Source organism: Aporhodopirellula sallentina SM41, assembly GCF_000346505.1.
Classification (GTDB): domain Bacteria; phylum Planctomycetota; class Planctomycetia; order Pirellulales; family Pirellulaceae; genus Rhodopirellula; species Rhodopirellula sallentina.
Map to the genome: position 1 here is coordinate 1 of NZ_ANOH01000059.1, position 16,163 is coordinate 16,163.

The window sequence follows — 16,163 nt, forward strand, 5'->3', positions numbered from 1 at the left end:
ATGACGTTTCTAAGAACTTATACCGGCGACGACCTCAGCGATCTTCTCGAACTCATTCGTTTCAACTCGATCGCCGGAACCCTCTGGATCGTCGGCCTGTTCCTGGTCGTTTGGTACATCCTCAAGACCCACCGGAACAACGTCCAGGTCGCTCTCCTCTCATCCATCGACCGTGCACTGAGCATCTACCTCGACACGACACCTCGAGACACCGAATAATCACAGACGGTTGGAATCATCGCTGCGATCAAAGCGTCTGCGGCACGAATCGAGAGGCGATTTGATTGGCTTGTTCGTGGTGGTAGAAAACGGCGAAAGCAACACAGTTATCTACCGTCGCCGTTGTAAACTCCGGCTTTGCCTTCTTCCGGCAGATGGTCCTGCAGACGGAACTTGGGGCGTGAGTGGCTGTTGACGTATGCGGCAATGTCGAGTGCTTCTTGTGAGGTCAACGTCGTGTCGTCGAGCGGCATGGCGACCTTGAGCCAAGAGGCGAGTTTGGGGACACGGCTCAATCCAGCACCGTCGTTGTAGGATTCATCGCCCCAAACCGGTGGCCCGTCGTCACTACCTTCGCCGTTGTCTCCATGGCAGTAGGCACAGTTGTCTTCATAGAGTGTTTTGCCCCGATCGATGTCACCGGTCGTCTGTTCAAGCGGCGGCACGTGATTGGGGCCGAGCGGCTTATCCGGATTCATGCGGATCGGTTGATCCGTCGACAACCAAGTGATGTAGGCGGTAATCGCGACGGCGACTTGACTGCCAACCGGCGGACGTGTCCCGTTTTGGCTCCGCATAAAACAGTTCAACGCTCGGTCTTGAAGCGTGATCACACGTTTCTCGCGAGGTGACCAAGCGGGATAGGCCGTGGCAACACCGAGAAAACTCGCCGCTTCCGGATGCGTCCCCGCGTCCAAATGACATGACGTGCAATCGAGTGAGTTGCCGACGAATTCCTTCGACAGTGGATGATCGTGCGTGTTCTCCACAATCTCGCGGCCGAGTTGAACCAATCGCCCGAGTTCCCCCGGAGGAAGCTTTCGTTCGGTCCCCTGCGATGCGTTCGGTTCATCCGCCGGACTCCGATAGGGTCCGAACAGGAACGCGGCAACAAGGGCAAGCAACCACAGCAATCGTTTATTGTCGAACATCGGTTCCACTGTCGATAAAAAGGAATTGCAATCCGTTAACGCTCACTCGGTTTTACCTACACTCGTTCAGCGATGACAAACCATGCATGTGGTCCGTCTTTACTGTAGTTCGCTCTGGTATCTTCTCGAACAACGAACTGCGTGCGAGTCATCGATCCGATGTTCCAACCTTCGGCGAATAATTCTCGAATGTCGGTTTCGCTCAGACGCCGTGGACCTTTCTGCCCAGGTTCCTCGTCGCTGAAACAAAGCAGCATCAGTTTGGAACCGACGTGCGTGACGGCGGCGAGTTCGTCGACATACTTGTGAAGATCGGAGTCGGAGAAACTGTGCAGTAGACCGCTATCGACCACGTTGTCGAATTTCTGATTCAACTGCGACAACTTTAACGCGTCGTGCTGTTTGAACGTGACCTTCAAACCACGCTGAGCATTCTTCTGCGTTGCCGATTCAATTGGGCCTGAGAGGAAATCAATGCCAGTGACCTCATGGCCGCGTTCGGCGAAGAACAACGAGTTTTCTCCGGTACCACAGCCGACATCCAGGACCGACCCCTTGATCTTGTTCGCGTTATCGACGATCAGAGGCTGCGGCCGTCCGATGTCCCAAGGCGGACGATCGTCGTAGCGTTGCTCGAATTCCGAAGCAACAATCGTTCGCTCGGTTGCGTTTACCGATGGGTTATCGGCGATGGCAGGCCCGCCGTCGGCGGCGAGCGATGGTTGCTTGGCAAAACGACGCAGCACGACGTAGAACACGGGCGTAAGGAACAACCCGAACAACGTCACACCGAGCATCCCCGCAAATACAGCCGTACCAAGAACACGTCGCATTTCAAAACCGGCTCCCGTTGCGATCAACAACGGAATTACCCCGAGGATGAACGAAAATGCGGTCATCAGAATCGGACGCAAACGCATTCGACATGCATCCACCGCGGCCTGGAAACGGTCCTTTCCGTTGTCTTCTTCCGCCTTGGCGAACTCAACGATCAGAATCGCGTTCTTACACGCCAATCCGATCAGAACGATGAATCCGATCTGCGTCAGGATGTTGTTGTCCATTCCACGGAACCAAACACCGATTAACGCAAACAGCAAACACAGCGGAACGATCAGGATAATCGCCAGCGGCAACAACCAACTCTCGTACTGGGCCGCCAGTGCAAGGAACACAAACAAGACCGCAAGCGGGAACAGGAACACGATCGTGTTTCCGGCCTGGCGTTCTTGATATGCGATCTCCGTCCACTCGTACCCGAACCCAGGAGGCAAACTGACGTCGGCGAGTTCTTCCATTGTGGAAAGCGACTGACCGGTACTGAATCCCGGCAACGTCGAACCGTTGATATCAGCGGCGGGGAACAGATTGAAACGCACCAAACGATCAGGTCCGGCGATCCGTTTGAGCTTAACAACCGAACCGAGTGAAACGCTCGCTCCCCGAGCACTCCGCGTTCGCAAACGCAAAATGTCTTCCGGGTCATCTCGAAACTCCTGCTCCGCCTGGGCGGTCACCCGGTAGGTTCGTCCGAGCAGGTTGAAGTCATTGATATACGTTGAACCCAGGTAGACCTGCAGCGCCTCGAACACGTTACTGACCGGAATATCGAGCATCTCCGCTTTGATCCGGTCAACGTCCGCGTAGATCTGCGGCACGCTCATGCGTGAGTTCGTAAACACCTGAACGATGCCAGGCTTCTGGTTGGCTTCGGCGACCATCCCTTCGGTAACGGCATTAAGGACTTCGGGTCCGGCTCCGCTGCGATCCTGGATGTACATCTTGAATCCACCACCACGTCCAATACCGCGAACCGGCGGCGGCGGGATGATGAAGATTTGGGCTTCGTTGATGGACGCCACGTTCTGCCGCATTTCGCTGACAATTTTTTCGACACTGCGCCCTCGTGCGGCCCGCTCTTTGGCGTCCTCGAGTGGCAGAAACGTCACGGCCGCGTTGGGACTGATCGTAAATGTTGAACCGGACAGGCCAACGATTCCGACCGCGTGCGCGACCCCATCGATCTCACTACCGATCTGGGCAACCTGCTTGGTCACTTCATCGGTCCGGGCCAATGCCGCACCGTCAGGCAAACGGATACTGACAATCACGTATCCTTGATCTTGCTCGGGGATGAATCCCGTCGGGACCAACGAGAAGCTGAACCCGGTTGCGACCAACAGCCCGCCGTAAAGCAGCAAGACAATCGCGGACCCTCGGACCAATCTTGCGATGATTGCCGCGTAGAAATTGCTCGTACGATCGAACGTTCGGTTGAACAAGTTGAAGAACCATCCGAAACAAGCGTCGATGATCTTCGCGAACCGACCCTTCTTCGCATCAGGAGCCTGCAAGAGCAGAGCACAAAGCGCCGGAGTGAGCGTCAGTGAGACAAACGTCGAGATCGCCGTCGAGATCGAAATCGTCAACGCAAACTGTTGATAGAATTGACCGCTGATGCTGGGGACGAAAACCGTCGGCACAAACACCGCGATCAAAACCAACGTGGTCGCGATCAGTGCCGAACCCACTTCATCCATCGCCTTGTGGGCGGCTTCGCGTGGCGAGAGACCTTCGCGGATCAAACGCTCAACATTCTCAACAACAACGATCGCGTCGTCCACAACGATGCCGATCGCGAGCACGAGCCCGAAGAGAGATAGCGTGTTCAGCGTAACTCCGATCAACTGCATCACGGCAAACGTACCGATCAACGAAATCGGAATCGCGGCGACGGGAATGATCGTCGGACGCCAGTGGTGCAGGAACAGGAACACCGTCAACACCACGAACAGCGTCGTGATAAAGAGCGTGAAGAACACCTCGCTAATCGATTCCTCAACGAAGTCCGTTGGGTTGTACGCGATCTCGTAGTCGAGTCCTTCGGGGAAGTCCGGCCGCATGCTGGCCATCGTTTCCTTGACCTGTTTGGCAGTTTCGACCGCGTTGGTACCGGGACGCTGATAGACCAACACCGCGATGGCGGGTTTGCCATCGAGGTAACTCAGACGTGAATAATCCTGGGCACCGAGTTCCACCCGCGCGACGTCGGCGAGTCGCGTCACCCGTCCGTCGTCGCCGCGTTTGACGATGATTTGGCCGAAATCTTGCGTGTCCGCCAATCGCCCCTGCGTGGTGACGTTGAGTTGGAAATCGCCGGCGTCGTCCGTCGGCGGTTGACCGATGACACCGGCGGCGACTTGAACGTTTTGGCGACGGATGGCATCAACCACGTCGCCCGCGGTTAGGTCGACGTGTGTCATCTTCTCGATGTCCAACCACACACGCATCGCGTACTCGTTACCGCCAGCGATACGAATGTCGCCGACACCATCGAGACGCATCAACGCATCGCGAACCCGGAGGAAGGCGTAGTTGCTGATGTACAGTGTGTCACGACTCTCGTCAGGCGAGTTCAGGTGGACAACCATCAACATGTCGGGAATCTGCTTCTTCGTCGTCACGCCGATCTGGCGTACTTGTTCGGGAAGCCTTGATTCCGCGATCGCAACGCGGTTTTGCACCAACACCTGAGCATCGTCGAGGTCGGTGCCCAATTTAAACGTCACGGTGAGCTGCATCGTGCCGTCGGCACTCGACGAAGACTCCATGTACAACATGTCGTCGACGCCGTTCATTTCTTGTTCGATCGGGGTCGCAACGGTGTCCGCGATCACTTGAGGCGTCGCACCGGGATAACTGGCACGGACGAGAATGGTCGGCGGTGCGACGTTCGGATACTGTGAAACCGGAAGATTGAAATAGGTGATTCCACCAACGAGCACGATCAGGAACGATAGCACCGACGCGAAGATCGGCCGTTCAATGAAGAAGTGAGGGAATTTCATGAGAAGTCTCCCGTCGCAGGCGGATGCACCACAGCGGTGTCCGATTGGGCGGAGCCTTCGGGCGCCAACCACTGCTCTTTCGGAACGGTTTGGTAGTCATCCGGGAGACCATCTTCGATCACCTCAACGGTTCCTTCGACCGTCTTCACTTCCATCTCAGGTCGGGCCTGCAACAGTCCTTCGATGACGAGACTTTCGTCGCCGACGAGCCCTTCACGCACGACTCGCAATCCGTCGACGATTGGTCCTACCTTCACCGCGCGCCGTTCGATGACGGAGTTGTTCACGATGTAGACGTACTGCGAGGCTTGGTCGGTACCGATCGCGGAATCGGGGATGAGGACGGCCTCGTACGCGGCGCTACCGGGAATACGAACACGAGCGAACATTCCCGGCAACAACACCTGGTCATCGTTAGACAGAATGCAACGTGCCCGCATGCTCGCGGTATCGACATCGAAACGGTTGTCCACAAAGTCCATGTGTCCGGTGTGTGGGAAACCTTCTTCATCGACGAGTCCGACAAAGACGGGGTTCTTGGCAACGCGAGAGCTTTCACGTTGGCCCGACTTTGCCAAACGAATGTATTTGAGAACCTGCTGTTCGTTCGCATCGAACGTGCAGTAAATCGGGTCCACCGACGTGATCGTTGTTAGAAGCGTTGGCGATCCGGTACCGCCACTGATCAAGTTGCCTTCGGTAACGTACTCACGGCTAATCCGACCGGTCACGGGGGAAGAGATCCGGCAGTAGCTGAGATTCAGTTCCGCGGTATCGATTCCCGCCTGAGCCGATTCGATTGCCGCGTTGGCTGTTTCGATCATGGCCTGCGCCGACTCGATTCCGGCACGTGCTGCCTCGGTGTCGGCTTTGGCTTGAAGATATTCGGCTTCGCGTTGGTCGAGTTCCTCGGCGCTGGTCGCGCTCCGCTGCATCAGCGTCCGGGCCCGTTTGACCCGCGCGTCGGCGAGTTGGACTTGGGCATCGGCTTGCAGACGTTGAGCTTTGGCTTCTCCCATCGATGCCCGCGCTTGTTGCAGTTGCGATTGGGCTTGGCTCATCGCCGCCTTGGCCGAATCGAGCTCGGCTTGGAATGGCCGCGGGTCGATTACAAAAAGAAGATCGCCTTCGTTGACCATCTGTCCTTCGTCGAAATGAATCGATTGCAGATAGCCACTGACACGGGCTCGAACTTCGACAAACTCGATCGGTTCGAGGCGGCCGGTGTAAGCGTCCCACTCGACAATCTTTTTCTTGACAGGAGAGGCGACGGTAACTGTTACCGGTGGCCGCTGCGGCGGAGCTTGCTGGCCGGGGGCACAACCGATCAACAACAGCGTCCCGAGACACAGGGAGGCAACGAAAGATTTACAGGTGGTATTCAAGGTGGTGTCTATGTGATGTGAAAGACAGGAGGCGACCTGGACTGGAAATTCTCTGGACTGGAAATTCTCTGGACTCGCAATCCTCTGGACTGGCAATTCTCTAGACTGGCAATTCTCTAGAAGGGCAATTCAAGGTGTTCAGTTCCGATCTCAAACAGCTCCGCCGGTTAGGCTTGGGCGAACGTTTGTTGAAAGGGACCTTTCTCTCGGAGGCATATTTTCTTGAGGCTGTGTCGTATCGGAAACCAAGAGTCCTATCGGAAACCAAGATGTGCTCTCGGAAACAATGATTTCTCGAAGACAACGTCCTCTCGGGGACAATTCGGGGTTCTCGGGGCAGGCTGTATTTTCGCGGCGGATATCTTCTCGGACGGCTTTCCTCGACGTGGGCTTTTCTCGAAGTGGGCTTTCTCAGATCAGGCTTGGGTTGTCTCGCACGGGTTCCGCGCGGACACAGAAGTCGGTCGACACCGTAGATGGCGTTTCGTCGACGGTCCCCGCAAAACAGCGCACCGGGCTCCCCAGTCCAATTCGTTTGCGATTTCCGCCAGATCCAAGAGCCCTACACCCCCTAGCAGGCTCATTTTGAGCGGAAGTGTTTTATGAGTAAGATACTTGCCGGTCAAGCTCTTAGGGATAATATTGTTTCAATGAATCTTCGAGAGGAACTCAAACGCCCGGTCCCGTTCGCGTCGTTACAGCAAGAAACGCTCCTTAATCTGCTGCGTGTCGGCGACCAGATCGCCAATAAAGCGTCGCGATTATTTCGCGAGCATGGGCTGACGCTGTCTCGTTTCAACGTCTTAAGAAGCCTCGACCTGGCCGATCGGCCGCTCACCTGCGGCGAGATCGGGGAACGAATGATCCATGTGGTCCCGGCCATTACCGGGTTAGTCGACCAACTCGAAAAGCACGGGCTGGTCGAGCGTCGACGCTGCAAACGAGACCGGCGCGTCGTCTATATCGCGATCACCGAGACGGGGCATGATCTTTGTGAGGAGCTCCGCGAACCACTCGACGAACTCGAACTCCGGTTGATGGCCGGGATGTCCGACGAGGAACTGCGCAGCCTGGTTAACCTGCTAGGTAAAGTGCGGTCATCGATCGCGGCGGCTGAGTAGGTTGCGAGCCACCACGTTCTTTCGACGTGAGACTCCCGCGTCGTTGGCTGTCCTGCTGAAACGACTGCTTACTGAACCAACTGCGACCAGAGCACACCGGCGGCGATCGCAGATCCGATCACACCGGCGACGTTGGGAGCCATCGCGTGCATGAGCAGAAAGTTCTGCGGGTCGTTTTGCTGGCCGACCATCTGAACGACGCGTGCGGAATCAGGAACCGCGGACACGCCGGCAGCGCCGATCAGCGGATTGATTTTCTCTCGCAGGAACAGGTTCATGAATTTGGCGAACATCACGCCGCTCGCGGTCGCAACGGCGAACGCCAACGCACCGAGGCAGAAGATCAAGATCGATTCGGGTTTGAGAAAGTGCGACGCACTGGTACTCGCACCGACACAGAAGCCGAGCAAAATCGTAACAACGTCGATCATCGCCGTACGGGCTGTCGCGGCGAGCCGATCGGTGACCGTGCATTCTTTGAGCAAATTGCCGAAGAACAACATCCCGATCAACACGATCGCTCCGGGAGCCAGCATCGTGCAGACGAGAAACGCGATCACGGGAAAGATGATTCGCTCTCGCGTGGAAACTTGACGTGACGGTTTCATCCGGATGACGCGTTCGTCTTTCGTCGTCAGCAGTTTCATGATCGGCGGCTGGATCACTGGCACGAGCGCCATGTATGAATAAGCCGCGATCGCGATCGCACCGAGCAAATCGGGAGCGAGTTTGGACGACAGGAAAATAGCCGTTGGTCCATCCGCACCACCAATGATACCGATCGCACCGGCTTCGTTCGGATTGAACCCGAGCACGAGGGCACCGAGAAAAGTAAGGAACACACCAATTTGTGCGGCCGCACCGAGCAGGATCAACTTCGGGTTGGACAGCATCGTGGAGAAGTCCGTCATCGCGCCGATACCTAGAAAGATCAGCGGCGGATACACCCCTTTGGCGACACCGAAATACAGATACTGCATCACGCTCCCGTCGTCATAAACGCTCAGCGGCATGCCGGGCACGGCGGGGATATTGCCGACGACGATCCCAAACCCGATCGGGACGAGCAGTAACGGCTCGTAGTCCTTCGTGATCGCGAGAAAGATAAAGATCAACCCGACCACGATCATGATGACGTTGCCGAGTTCGAGACTGCCAAAGGCGGTCGTCTCGAGTAGTTCGCTGGCTTTGGAAAACAAAATATCGGTGTTCATCGAAGTTCTCTTCACAACCGACTAGCGGTTGCGTGTTTGCAGACGGTGGGAAGCGTGATGCCGAATACGGCCTTCGAGCGTCCACGCGAGTTCCGAGGTGGTCAATTGGCGGGTCCGAACGATCCGAACCGGTCCGGGTTCTGCTTCCGCGACGGCGGCAGCAATGATTGCCAAAATGTGTCCGGGGATGGCACCATCGTCGGCGACAGGTGCGGCGGGTTTCGGCGTCTTCTTTGGCGCGGCCGCGTGATGGCTCGACTCAGGCAGAATCTTTTCGATCACCGCCATGGCCACCGGAAACAGACTGATGATCGTGATCAGAACAATCAGGGCGAGGAAGACCACGACCATGCCCATGACCGCCAACGCGATACCGGTCTCTTCGAACAGTGGGGCGAACCGTGACTCGGTCGCCTCCGCTAAGAGGATCGCTGTGCTCATTCGAGTTCCACCAAGACTTGACCTTCGGCGACGGATTCACCCGCTTTGACATGAACCTTGGCCACCTTGGAGGGAGCCGGGGCGATGATTTGGTTTTCCATCTTCATCGCTTCGAGCACGAGCAGCAGTTGCTCCTGTTCGACTTCATCGCCGTCGGCAACTTGCACCGAAAGCACGACGCCGGCCATCGGACTCGTGATCGATCCCGCCTTGATCGGCGGTCGTGGGCTGCTGTCGGCGCGTTTGACCGGGGCGGCTTGTTGAGCCGGTGCCGGTGCGGCGAGCGGGGCGGATGCGGGCGAGCCATCGGAGTCATCCATCCGTTCGACGGTAACTTCGTACGCCTTGCCTTCGACGGTGATTTTCAGTTTTTTCATGCTTCTGCTTTCGAGCGTCTGACGGTGTTGTCGTGATGGGTCGAGGTTGGCCTTTTATAGCGGAATCAAACCGTGCTTCTTCGGCGGACGTGTTTCGCTCTTCATCAATGTGCTGCGAAGGGCGAGTGAAACGTTCGAACGTGTGGTGGACGGTTCAATCACGTCGGTGATCATACCGCGCGACGCGGCCATGTATGGTGACGCAAACTGATCGTGATACTCTTTGACCAGCTCCGCTCGTTTGGCCGCTTTGTCTTCGGCCGCTTCGATTTCTCGGCGGTACAAAACGTTGGCCGCACCGTCGGCTCCCATCACGGCAATCTCTGCGGTTGGCCACGCGAACACGACGTCGGCTCCCATGTCTCGGCTGCACATCGCGAGATAAGAACCGCCATACGCTTTGCGAACGATCACGGTGATCTTGGGCACCGTCGCCGCACAGTATGCAAAGAGCATCTTGGCACCGTGCCGGATGATGCCGCCCTGTTCTTGTTGAACGCCAGGCAAGAAACCAGGCACGTCGACGAGAGTCAGCAGCGGGATGTTGAACGCGTTGCAGAATCGAATGAACCGAGCCCCTTTGTCCGACGCATCAATGTCGAGCGTACCGGCTTTGACTTTCGGTTGGTTCGCGATCACACCAACGACGATCCCGTCCACACGGGCGAAGCCGACGATCAGGTTGGTTGCGAATTGTTGGTGGACTTCGAGGAACTTTCCGTCATCGACGATTCGCTGAATAACGGGCATCATGTCCATCATCCCTTTAGGATCCTCAGGAACGAGGGTATCCATGACCGGATCGGGTTCGAGATTAATATTCTCGGCCGGCATGTGGGGAGGATTGTCGAGGTTATTAGCCGGCAGGTATGACAGTAGTTCGTGCACCAACTCGATCGCGTGGGCATCGTTTTCGGCAACGAAGTGAACGTTACCGCTAATTCCCGCGTTGGCCGCAGCGCTGCCGATCTCCTCCATCGTCGTTTCGACGCCGGTGGCGGCTTTGATGACCTGCGGCCCACAAATAAACATGCTCGCGTTGTCACGGGTCATGATGAGGAAATCCATCAAGGCCGGTGAGTAGGCCGCCCCGCCGGCACAACTGCCCGCGATCACCGCGATCTGCGGGACCAAGCCCGAGAGCGCGACGTTGCGATAAAAGACCTGCCCGTAACCTGAAAGGGCGTCAACGCCCTCTTGAATACGAGCACCGCCGGAATCATTGATGGCGACAAAGGGAAGACCGCAGTCAGCGGCATAGTCCATCACGTCGCAGATTTTCTTGGCATGCCGTTGGCCGAGTGCTCCGCCGCCGATGGTGAAGTCTTGTGCAAAACCGGCGACCGAGCGCCCGTTGACTTGGCCGACACCGGTGACGACGCCGTCGCCCGGCAGGACCTTCTTCTCCATCCCGAAATCGTGGCACGCGTGTTCGACGTGCATGCCCCATTCTTGGAAGGTGCCTTCTTCGAACAGTTGCGCGAACCGTTCGCGTGCCGTCATGGCACCTTTGGCGTGAACCTTCTTAATGCGTTCTTCGCCACCGCCGAGGGATCGTTCGGCTCGCCGTTTTTGTAAGTCTTCGAGAAGCGTTTTGTCGATGGTCATCTTTTTTTGACGATTACGTCCAAACGAGTGTGGGGCTGTCGCGAAACATTCACGCCGCAATCCCATCGGGAGTCCGATAGATGCGTTAAACGTGATGTATGTGCAACGTAACAATCGGCCGATTCGATGTCAGCAGTGAAGATGATCCGCGCACAGTGTGCGAATCACCTGTGGACACCGAAACGCCACTGAAGCCCAACAATAGCACGATCCGATCCATTGATGGCGTCCCCTGTGCGGAAATGCCACTGCGACGACCGTTGTATTCCACGCCGCTATGTGGCGGTGTGGGGGAGCACGCAAAGTCTTCATGCCGTCTTCAGATCCCACTCACGGATGTCGCAAGAAGTACATAGAGCAACATTCAGGCTCGCATCCGCGACCGGGTTGCCGAGCGTCATACTCAACCCGAGTGTTCGGATCCGAACGTGAGGGTCGGATTTCGGTTTTGACGCCATTTCACCGCCTCAAATGCGGCATCGGTCTATCGCGCGAACGGGTGGCAGAATAGGATTTGGCGATTCCGAGAGGCAAATCCGGAGCCCTTAGCGAGCCACACCGGCGTCTGAATACCGAAAGAAGTTTGAATGAGCACCCTGTTTGTTGCGATCGCGTCGATGATCGGTTTTGTCATCGCGTACCACACCTACGGCCGCTATTTAGCGAAAAAACTGTTTGCACTCCGGGATGACGAACCGATGCCGAGCGTGGTCCAACGCGACGACATTGATTTCGTTCCCACCGACCGCAGCGTCGTGCTCGGGCACCATTTCACCAGCATCGCCGGAACGGGACCGATCGTGGGCCCGGCGTTGGCCGTTTTTTGGGGTTGGCTGCCGGCGCTCTTATGGGTGATTTTTGGTTCGATCCTTGTCGGTGGCGTGCATGATCTGGCCGCCCTGGTGATTTCGATCCGCAACCGTGGGGAATCGGTCGGTCAAGCCGCCGGACATTTGATTTCGAAACGGGCGAAACTGTTGTTTTTGATCGTGTTGGCCATGGCGCTTTCGATCGTCTTGGCTGTCTTTGGTCTCGTCATCGCGAACATCTTCAAACTGTATCCCGAATCGGTGCTGAGCGTCTGGACGGCGATGCCGGTTGCGGTGGTGATCGGATGGTTCGTCATTCGCCGCGGTAACGCTCTCGTCGTGCCTTGCCTGATCGGGCTGGGAATTTTGTATTTGACGGTTTACCTCGGTGCGTATCGCCTGCCACTGGACATCGCCGACGTGTTGCCGGCCGATGCCGTTTACGCAACGCCGGTGGTTGTGTGGACCGGGTTGCTCCTCGCGTATGCGTTTGTAGCGTCGGTGTTACCGGTTTGGTTGTTGTTGCAACCCCGTGACTTCATCAACAGTCTACAATTGGTGGTCGCGTTGGTTTTGTTGGTGGTCGGTTTGGGAGTGGCCTCAATCGGAGGTGAAGCCGATTTGATGTCGGCCGCTCCGGCGATCGCAACTGAAATTCCCGCCGACGCGCCACCGATCTTTCCGTTCCTCTTCATCACAATCGCCTGTGGTGCCTGCAGCGGTTTCCACTGCATGGTCAGCAGCGGCACAACGAGCAAACAGTTAAAGGTCGCCTCGGACGCCCAACTCGTTGGCTACGGATCGATGCTCGGAGAAGGCATGTTGGCGGTGCTGGTTATCTTGGCTTGCTGCGCGGGAGTCGGGATGGGGCGTCTCGAAAGAACCGTCACCGACGGCCAGACGGTGATCACCCGCACCACACCGAGCGACACCTCCAGCGCAACGAATGGTTCTCCCGCATGGCGTTCGTATTATCGAACGGGCCTACCCTCGCCTTCCGAGGAAGCGGACGGGGCGCAATCCGCGGCTCCACAAGATGGCGGTTGGAGAAAACAGGGACTCGACAAAAAGCTCGCCGCGTTCATTGACGGCGGAGCGAACTTCATGTCTTCGATCGGAATCCCGCTGAAGATGGGGGTGGCGATCATGGCGGTCATGGTTGCCTGTTTTGCCGCAACGACGCTCGATACCGCGACGCGTTTGCAGCGATACGTTCTGAGCGAACTGTCGAGTTCGGCAGGGTTTTCGTTCGGCGCGAACAAGTTTGTTGCAACGGGGTTTGCGATCGCGGTTGCGTTGCTGATCGCAATTTTCGCTGGCGATGCTCCAGGCAAAGGCGGCTTGATTTTGTGGCCGCTGTTTGGAGCGACCAACCAACTGCTCGCGGGACTCGCGTTGATGGTGTCGGTGTTTTATCTCGCACGCCGAAGTCGGCCGATCGCGGTCTTGGCGATCCCGATGTTCATGATGCTGTTGATGCCTGCGTGGGCGATGACGTTCGACCTCGTGAACAACTGGTGGCCGGCCCGAGATTGGGTGCTATTCGGATTCGCACTCGCGGTGTTGTGTTTGCAGTTCTGGATGGTCGTGGAAGGCATCGTGTTGTGGCGGCGTCAAAAGTCGGTGCAACAATCGTGACCCTCCACCGATCGTTCACATGATGTCAATGCGATTGTTAGCGATCATTGCGACAGGAATCGCCATTCCGCTTTCTTTCATCGGTGCGGACTACCCGAACGAGTTGGTGCTGCAGCATGTCCCAACCGTCGCTGGCGTCGCGATGCTGGTGATTGCGGTGGTGCGTTTTCATCCATCGAGCCTGTCGCTGGGATGCTGCATCGCGTTCTTATGGTTGCATCTGATCGGTGCCCGGTGGATCTACTCATATGTCCCTTACGATGAGGCGATGCAATTCTTGACCGGACACACGCTGTCGGATCTTTTTGATTGGAGGCGAAACCACTACGACCGGTTGGTTCATTTTGCATCTGGTTGTCTTGGCGTGCCTCCGCTCTCGGAGTTTCTGCAGGTGTTCTGTCGTGCAACGCCACTGGCGGGAGCCTGCTTAGCGGTCGTTTGTGTGCTGGCAATCGGTGCCGCATATGAAGTGATCGAGTGGCAAATCGCGATGACGTTTTCACCCGCGATGGCGGAATCCTACAACGGTCAACAAGGCGATATTTGGGACGCACAAAAAGACCTTGCCTTGGCTTGGATCGGTGCAATGATCGCGTTGCCGTTCTTTTATCGGTGGGAGCCTTCTTCGATCTCAAATTCGGCCATCTCAATGCAATGAGCTCAAGGCAATGAGCCGGCAAGGAGTATTCAGTGAAAGTACTCATTAGGTTTCTTTGTGTTACACGGCTCGCGGTGAGCAAAATTCGATGATCAGGGTACGTCCGGCCATCGATTCCGACACACCGTCGATTGCCTCAATCTACATGGACGCGTTGCAGAATGCCGCGTGGATCTCGAGCCTGAGACCAGAACTACTTGACTTCGAAAAGGTCACCGAAGGTGAACGCGTTTTTGTGGCGGAGGACTCGAAATTGGGAAATGTCGGATTCGTGTCGGTTTGGCAACCGGACTGTTTCGTGCATCACCTCTACGTGGCCGAACCCATGCGACGGCGAGGCGTCGGCAAATTGCTGCTCGGTTCATTGGTCGATTGGTTGCCTCGGCCTTGGACGTTGAAGTGCAGCACCATGAACACGTCCGCTCTCTCCTTTTATCATTCGCAGTCTTGGACGGTCGCAGGCGAAGGTGAAAACGAGGACGGTAGCTACTTTGTGCTGCGTTACGCTCCGTTGTAGAAGATCCGATCTCAAAGAATAACGAGCGGCTTTCGGTGGATGGACGTAGCGATCGAGCGTCTTTGGGTGTTCGCTGCGGAATGTCCGGATCGCTGGTCGATTCTCAAAAAGATTCATTTCATGCGCCCACATGAATCATCAACGACGCCTAGAGCCACGAACCGAGTCTTGATAGGAACACCGATTCGCTCCCGCAACTGAACGGATCAATACCGACGGTATTGCCCGTTTGCTGATCAGGAGTCGGCTCGCCCCAACGGATTATTTGCCCCCGCCTCTTCCAGCCCGCTATGATTGGTGGCCGCGAACTCGCCCGCCGGGAATCGCGATCTCAACATCGATCAGCCCCTCAGGACCTTCAACATGTCGCAGTCGGTAATGCCGTCCAATTCACTCGGTCCTGAATCCGCGTTGAGCGACGATGATGTCGCGGCGGTTGACCGACTCGGGAAAGCCCACGATCGATTGCGTGAGGAGCTAGGCCGGGTCATCGTCGGCCAGCGGGACACGATCGACCTCTTGTTGGTGTGTTTGTTCGCGCGACGACACGCTTTGTTGATGGGTGTGCCAGGTTTGGCGAAGACGTTGTTGGTCAGCAAACTCGCCGAGACCATGTCGCTGAAGTTCAGCCGCATTCAGTTCACCCCCGATCTGATGCCGATGGACATTACGGGAACTGACATCCTGCAGGACAACGGGGAAGGGCGGCGCGAGTTCGAGTTCGCACACGGTCCCGTTTTCGCCAACATCATCTTAGCCGACGAGATCAACCGGGCCCCGCCAAAGACACAGGCGGCGATGCTCGAGGCGATGCAGGAACAACGCATCACGGTTGTCGGCAAAGGGTTCGATTTACCTCCGCCGTTCATGGTCCTGGCAACGCAGAACCCCGTCGAGCAGGAAGGCACCTATCCGCTCCCGGAGGCGCAGCTCGACCGATTCATGGCGTTGATTGAGTTGGACTATCCGTCCGAGGAGGAAGAGATCGCGATCGCTCGAACGACGACCGGCAGCCGTTTGCCGTCGCTCGAACATCTCATGACGGGCGAAGAAATCATCGCTCACCAGGACCTCGTGCGGCGCATTCCGGTTCCCGAGCACATCTATGTTGAGGCCGCGCAGCTCGTCCGCAAAACACGCCCGGCGGGAGGAACCGCGCCGGACTGGTTACTGCCGTTGGTGTCATGGGGCGCCGGACCTCGCGCGGTCCAGGATTTGATTCTCGGTGCGAAAGCGCGTGCCGCACTCGATGGTTCGTATATGGTCCGCAGTGAAGACGTGCGTTCGGTCGCGTTGCCGGTGCTGACTCACCGAATCATCACAACCTTTGCCGCGCAAGCCGAAGGTTTGTCGGCGAGCGATATCATCGGCCGCTTGTTGGACGAAACTCAATAGC

General features: G+C 56.9%; 13 protein-coding genes and 1 pseudogene. 6 read left to right on the forward strand and 8 right to left on the reverse strand.

What is annotated here, in order from left to right; all coding sequences use genetic code 11:
- Positions 1 to 219: hypothetical protein (locus RSSM_RS33585; protein WP_008674366.1), on the forward strand; the 219-nt coding region annotated here is incomplete at its 5' end.
- Positions 220 to 326: 107 nt separating this feature from the next.
- Here RSSM_RS33585 and RSSM_RS03070 read toward each other — a convergent pair.
- The 4 genes and pseudogenes from RSSM_RS03070 to RSSM_RS03080 all read right to left on the reverse strand — a co-directional run bounded on the left by RSSM_RS03070 (position 327) and on the right by RSSM_RS03080 (position 6,384).
- Entirely contained in the window at positions 327 to 1,160 is an 834-nt protein-coding gene (locus tag RSSM_RS03070) for a c-type cytochrome (protein WP_008674367.1), read from the reverse strand.
- Between the two features lie 47 nt (positions 1,161 to 1,207).
- On the reverse strand, positions 1,208 to 1,843 hold the full coding sequence (locus RSSM_RS35400; protein WP_390174040.1) for a class I SAM-dependent methyltransferase: 636 nt from the start codon (positions 1,841 to 1,843) through the stop codon (positions 1,208 to 1,210).
- Positions 1,844 to 4,999, reverse strand: a pseudogene (locus RSSM_RS03075) (efflux RND transporter permease subunit); the annotation flags it as partial.
- Positions 4,996 to 6,384, reverse strand: a complete 1,389-nt coding sequence (locus RSSM_RS03080) for an efflux RND transporter periplasmic adaptor subunit (protein WP_044300830.1) — start codon at positions 6,382 to 6,384, stop codon at positions 4,996 to 4,998. The gene RSSM_RS03080 and the pseudogene RSSM_RS03075, both read right to left, overlap by 4 nt.
- Positions 6,385 to 6,986: 602 nt before the next feature.
- On the opposite strand from RSSM_RS03080, the gene RSSM_RS03085 reads away from it, so the two are divergent.
- On the forward strand, positions 6,987 to 7,505 hold the full coding sequence (locus RSSM_RS03085; protein ID WP_236620904.1) for a MarR family winged helix-turn-helix transcriptional regulator: 519 nt from the start codon (positions 6,987 to 6,989) through the stop codon (positions 7,503 to 7,505).
- 68 nt (positions 7,506 to 7,573) lie between these two features.
- Here the strand turns inward: RSSM_RS03085 and RSSM_RS03090 are convergent, their stop codons facing one another.
- Genes RSSM_RS03090 through RSSM_RS03105 form a run of 4 tightly spaced genes read right to left on the reverse strand, consistent with a single transcriptional unit; the run spans position 7,574 to position 11,145 of the window.
- Positions 7,574 to 8,719 (reverse strand): sodium ion-translocating decarboxylase subunit beta, encoded by a 1,146-nt coding sequence (locus RSSM_RS03090; protein WP_008674371.1) that lies wholly within the window; start codon positions 8,717 to 8,719, stop codon positions 7,574 to 7,576.
- Between the two features lie 21 nt (positions 8,720 to 8,740).
- Positions 8,741 to 9,160: an OadG family protein gene (locus RSSM_RS03095; protein WP_008674372.1), complete on the reverse strand. Its 420-nt coding sequence runs from the start codon at positions 9,158 to 9,160 to the stop codon at positions 8,741 to 8,743.
- On the reverse strand, positions 9,157 to 9,537 hold the full coding sequence (locus RSSM_RS03100) for a biotin/lipoyl-containing protein (RefSeq protein WP_008674373.1): 381 nt from the start codon (positions 9,535 to 9,537) through the stop codon (positions 9,157 to 9,159). The genes RSSM_RS03095 and RSSM_RS03100 overlap by 4 nt, the downstream gene beginning before the upstream one ends.
- A gap of 54 nt (positions 9,538 to 9,591) precedes the next feature.
- Positions 9,592 to 11,145 carry an acyl-CoA carboxylase subunit beta gene (locus RSSM_RS03105; RefSeq protein WP_008674374.1) on the reverse strand — a complete coding sequence of 518 codons (1,554 nt, stop codon included), beginning with the start codon at positions 11,143 to 11,145 and terminating at the stop codon, positions 9,592 to 9,594.
- Positions 11,146 to 11,732: 587 nt separating this feature from the next.
- Between RSSM_RS03105 and RSSM_RS03110 the strand changes: the two genes are divergently transcribed.
- From RSSM_RS03110 to RSSM_RS03125, 4 genes are all read left to right on the forward strand, one after another.
- Positions 11,733 to 13,592 (forward strand): carbon starvation CstA family protein, encoded by a 1,860-nt coding sequence (locus tag RSSM_RS03110; RefSeq protein WP_008674376.1) that lies wholly within the window; start codon positions 11,733 to 11,735, stop codon positions 13,590 to 13,592.
- A gap of 19 nt (positions 13,593 to 13,611) precedes the next feature.
- Positions 13,612 to 14,250 (forward strand): DUF2238 domain-containing protein, encoded by a 639-nt coding sequence (locus RSSM_RS03115; protein WP_044300831.1) that lies wholly within the window; start codon positions 13,612 to 13,614, stop codon positions 14,248 to 14,250.
- A gap of 88 nt (positions 14,251 to 14,338) precedes the next feature.
- Positions 14,339 to 14,767: a GNAT family N-acetyltransferase gene (locus RSSM_RS03120; protein ID WP_008674378.1), complete on the forward strand. Its 429-nt coding sequence runs from the start codon at positions 14,339 to 14,341 to the stop codon at positions 14,765 to 14,767.
- A 363-nt stretch (positions 14,768 to 15,130) separates the two neighbouring features.
- The gene (locus RSSM_RS03125; protein ID WP_008674381.1) at positions 15,131 to 16,162 is read left to right on the forward strand and encodes an AAA family ATPase; all 1,032 of its coding nucleotides are present in this window, start codon (positions 15,131 to 15,133) and stop codon (positions 16,160 to 16,162) included.
- Position 16,163: the final 1 nt, after the last annotated feature.

Coding starts and splice junctions, on each gene's coding strand:
- RSSM_RS03090 (WP_008674371.1), bottom strand. CDS start 8,719: ATGAACACCGATATTTTGTTTTCCAAAGCCAGCGAACTACTCGAGACG.
- RSSM_RS03115 (WP_044300831.1), top strand. CDS start 13,612: ATGATGTCAATGCGATTGTTAGCGATCATTGCGACAGGAATCGCCATT.
- RSSM_RS03110 (WP_008674376.1), top strand. CDS start 11,733: ATGAGCACCCTGTTTGTTGCGATCGCGTCGATGATCGGTTTTGTCATC.
- RSSM_RS03120 (WP_008674378.1), top strand. CDS start 14,339: ATGATCAGGGTACGTCCGGCCATCGATTCCGACACACCGTCGATTGCC.
- RSSM_RS03085 (WP_236620904.1), top strand. CDS start 6,987: ATGAGTAAGATACTTGCCGGTCAAGCTCTTAGGGATAATATTGTTTCA.
- RSSM_RS03125 (WP_008674381.1), top strand. CDS start 15,131: ATGTCGCAGTCGGTAATGCCGTCCAATTCACTCGGTCCTGAATCCGCG.
- RSSM_RS03105 (WP_008674374.1), bottom strand. CDS start 11,145: ATGACCATCGACAAAACGCTTCTCGAAGACTTACAAAAACGGCGAGCC.
- RSSM_RS03095 (WP_008674372.1), bottom strand. CDS start 9,160: ATGAGCACAGCGATCCTCTTAGCGGAGGCGACCGAGTCACGGTTCGCC.
- RSSM_RS03100 (WP_008674373.1), bottom strand. CDS start 9,537: ATGAAAAAACTGAAAATCACCGTCGAAGGCAAGGCGTACGAAGTTACC.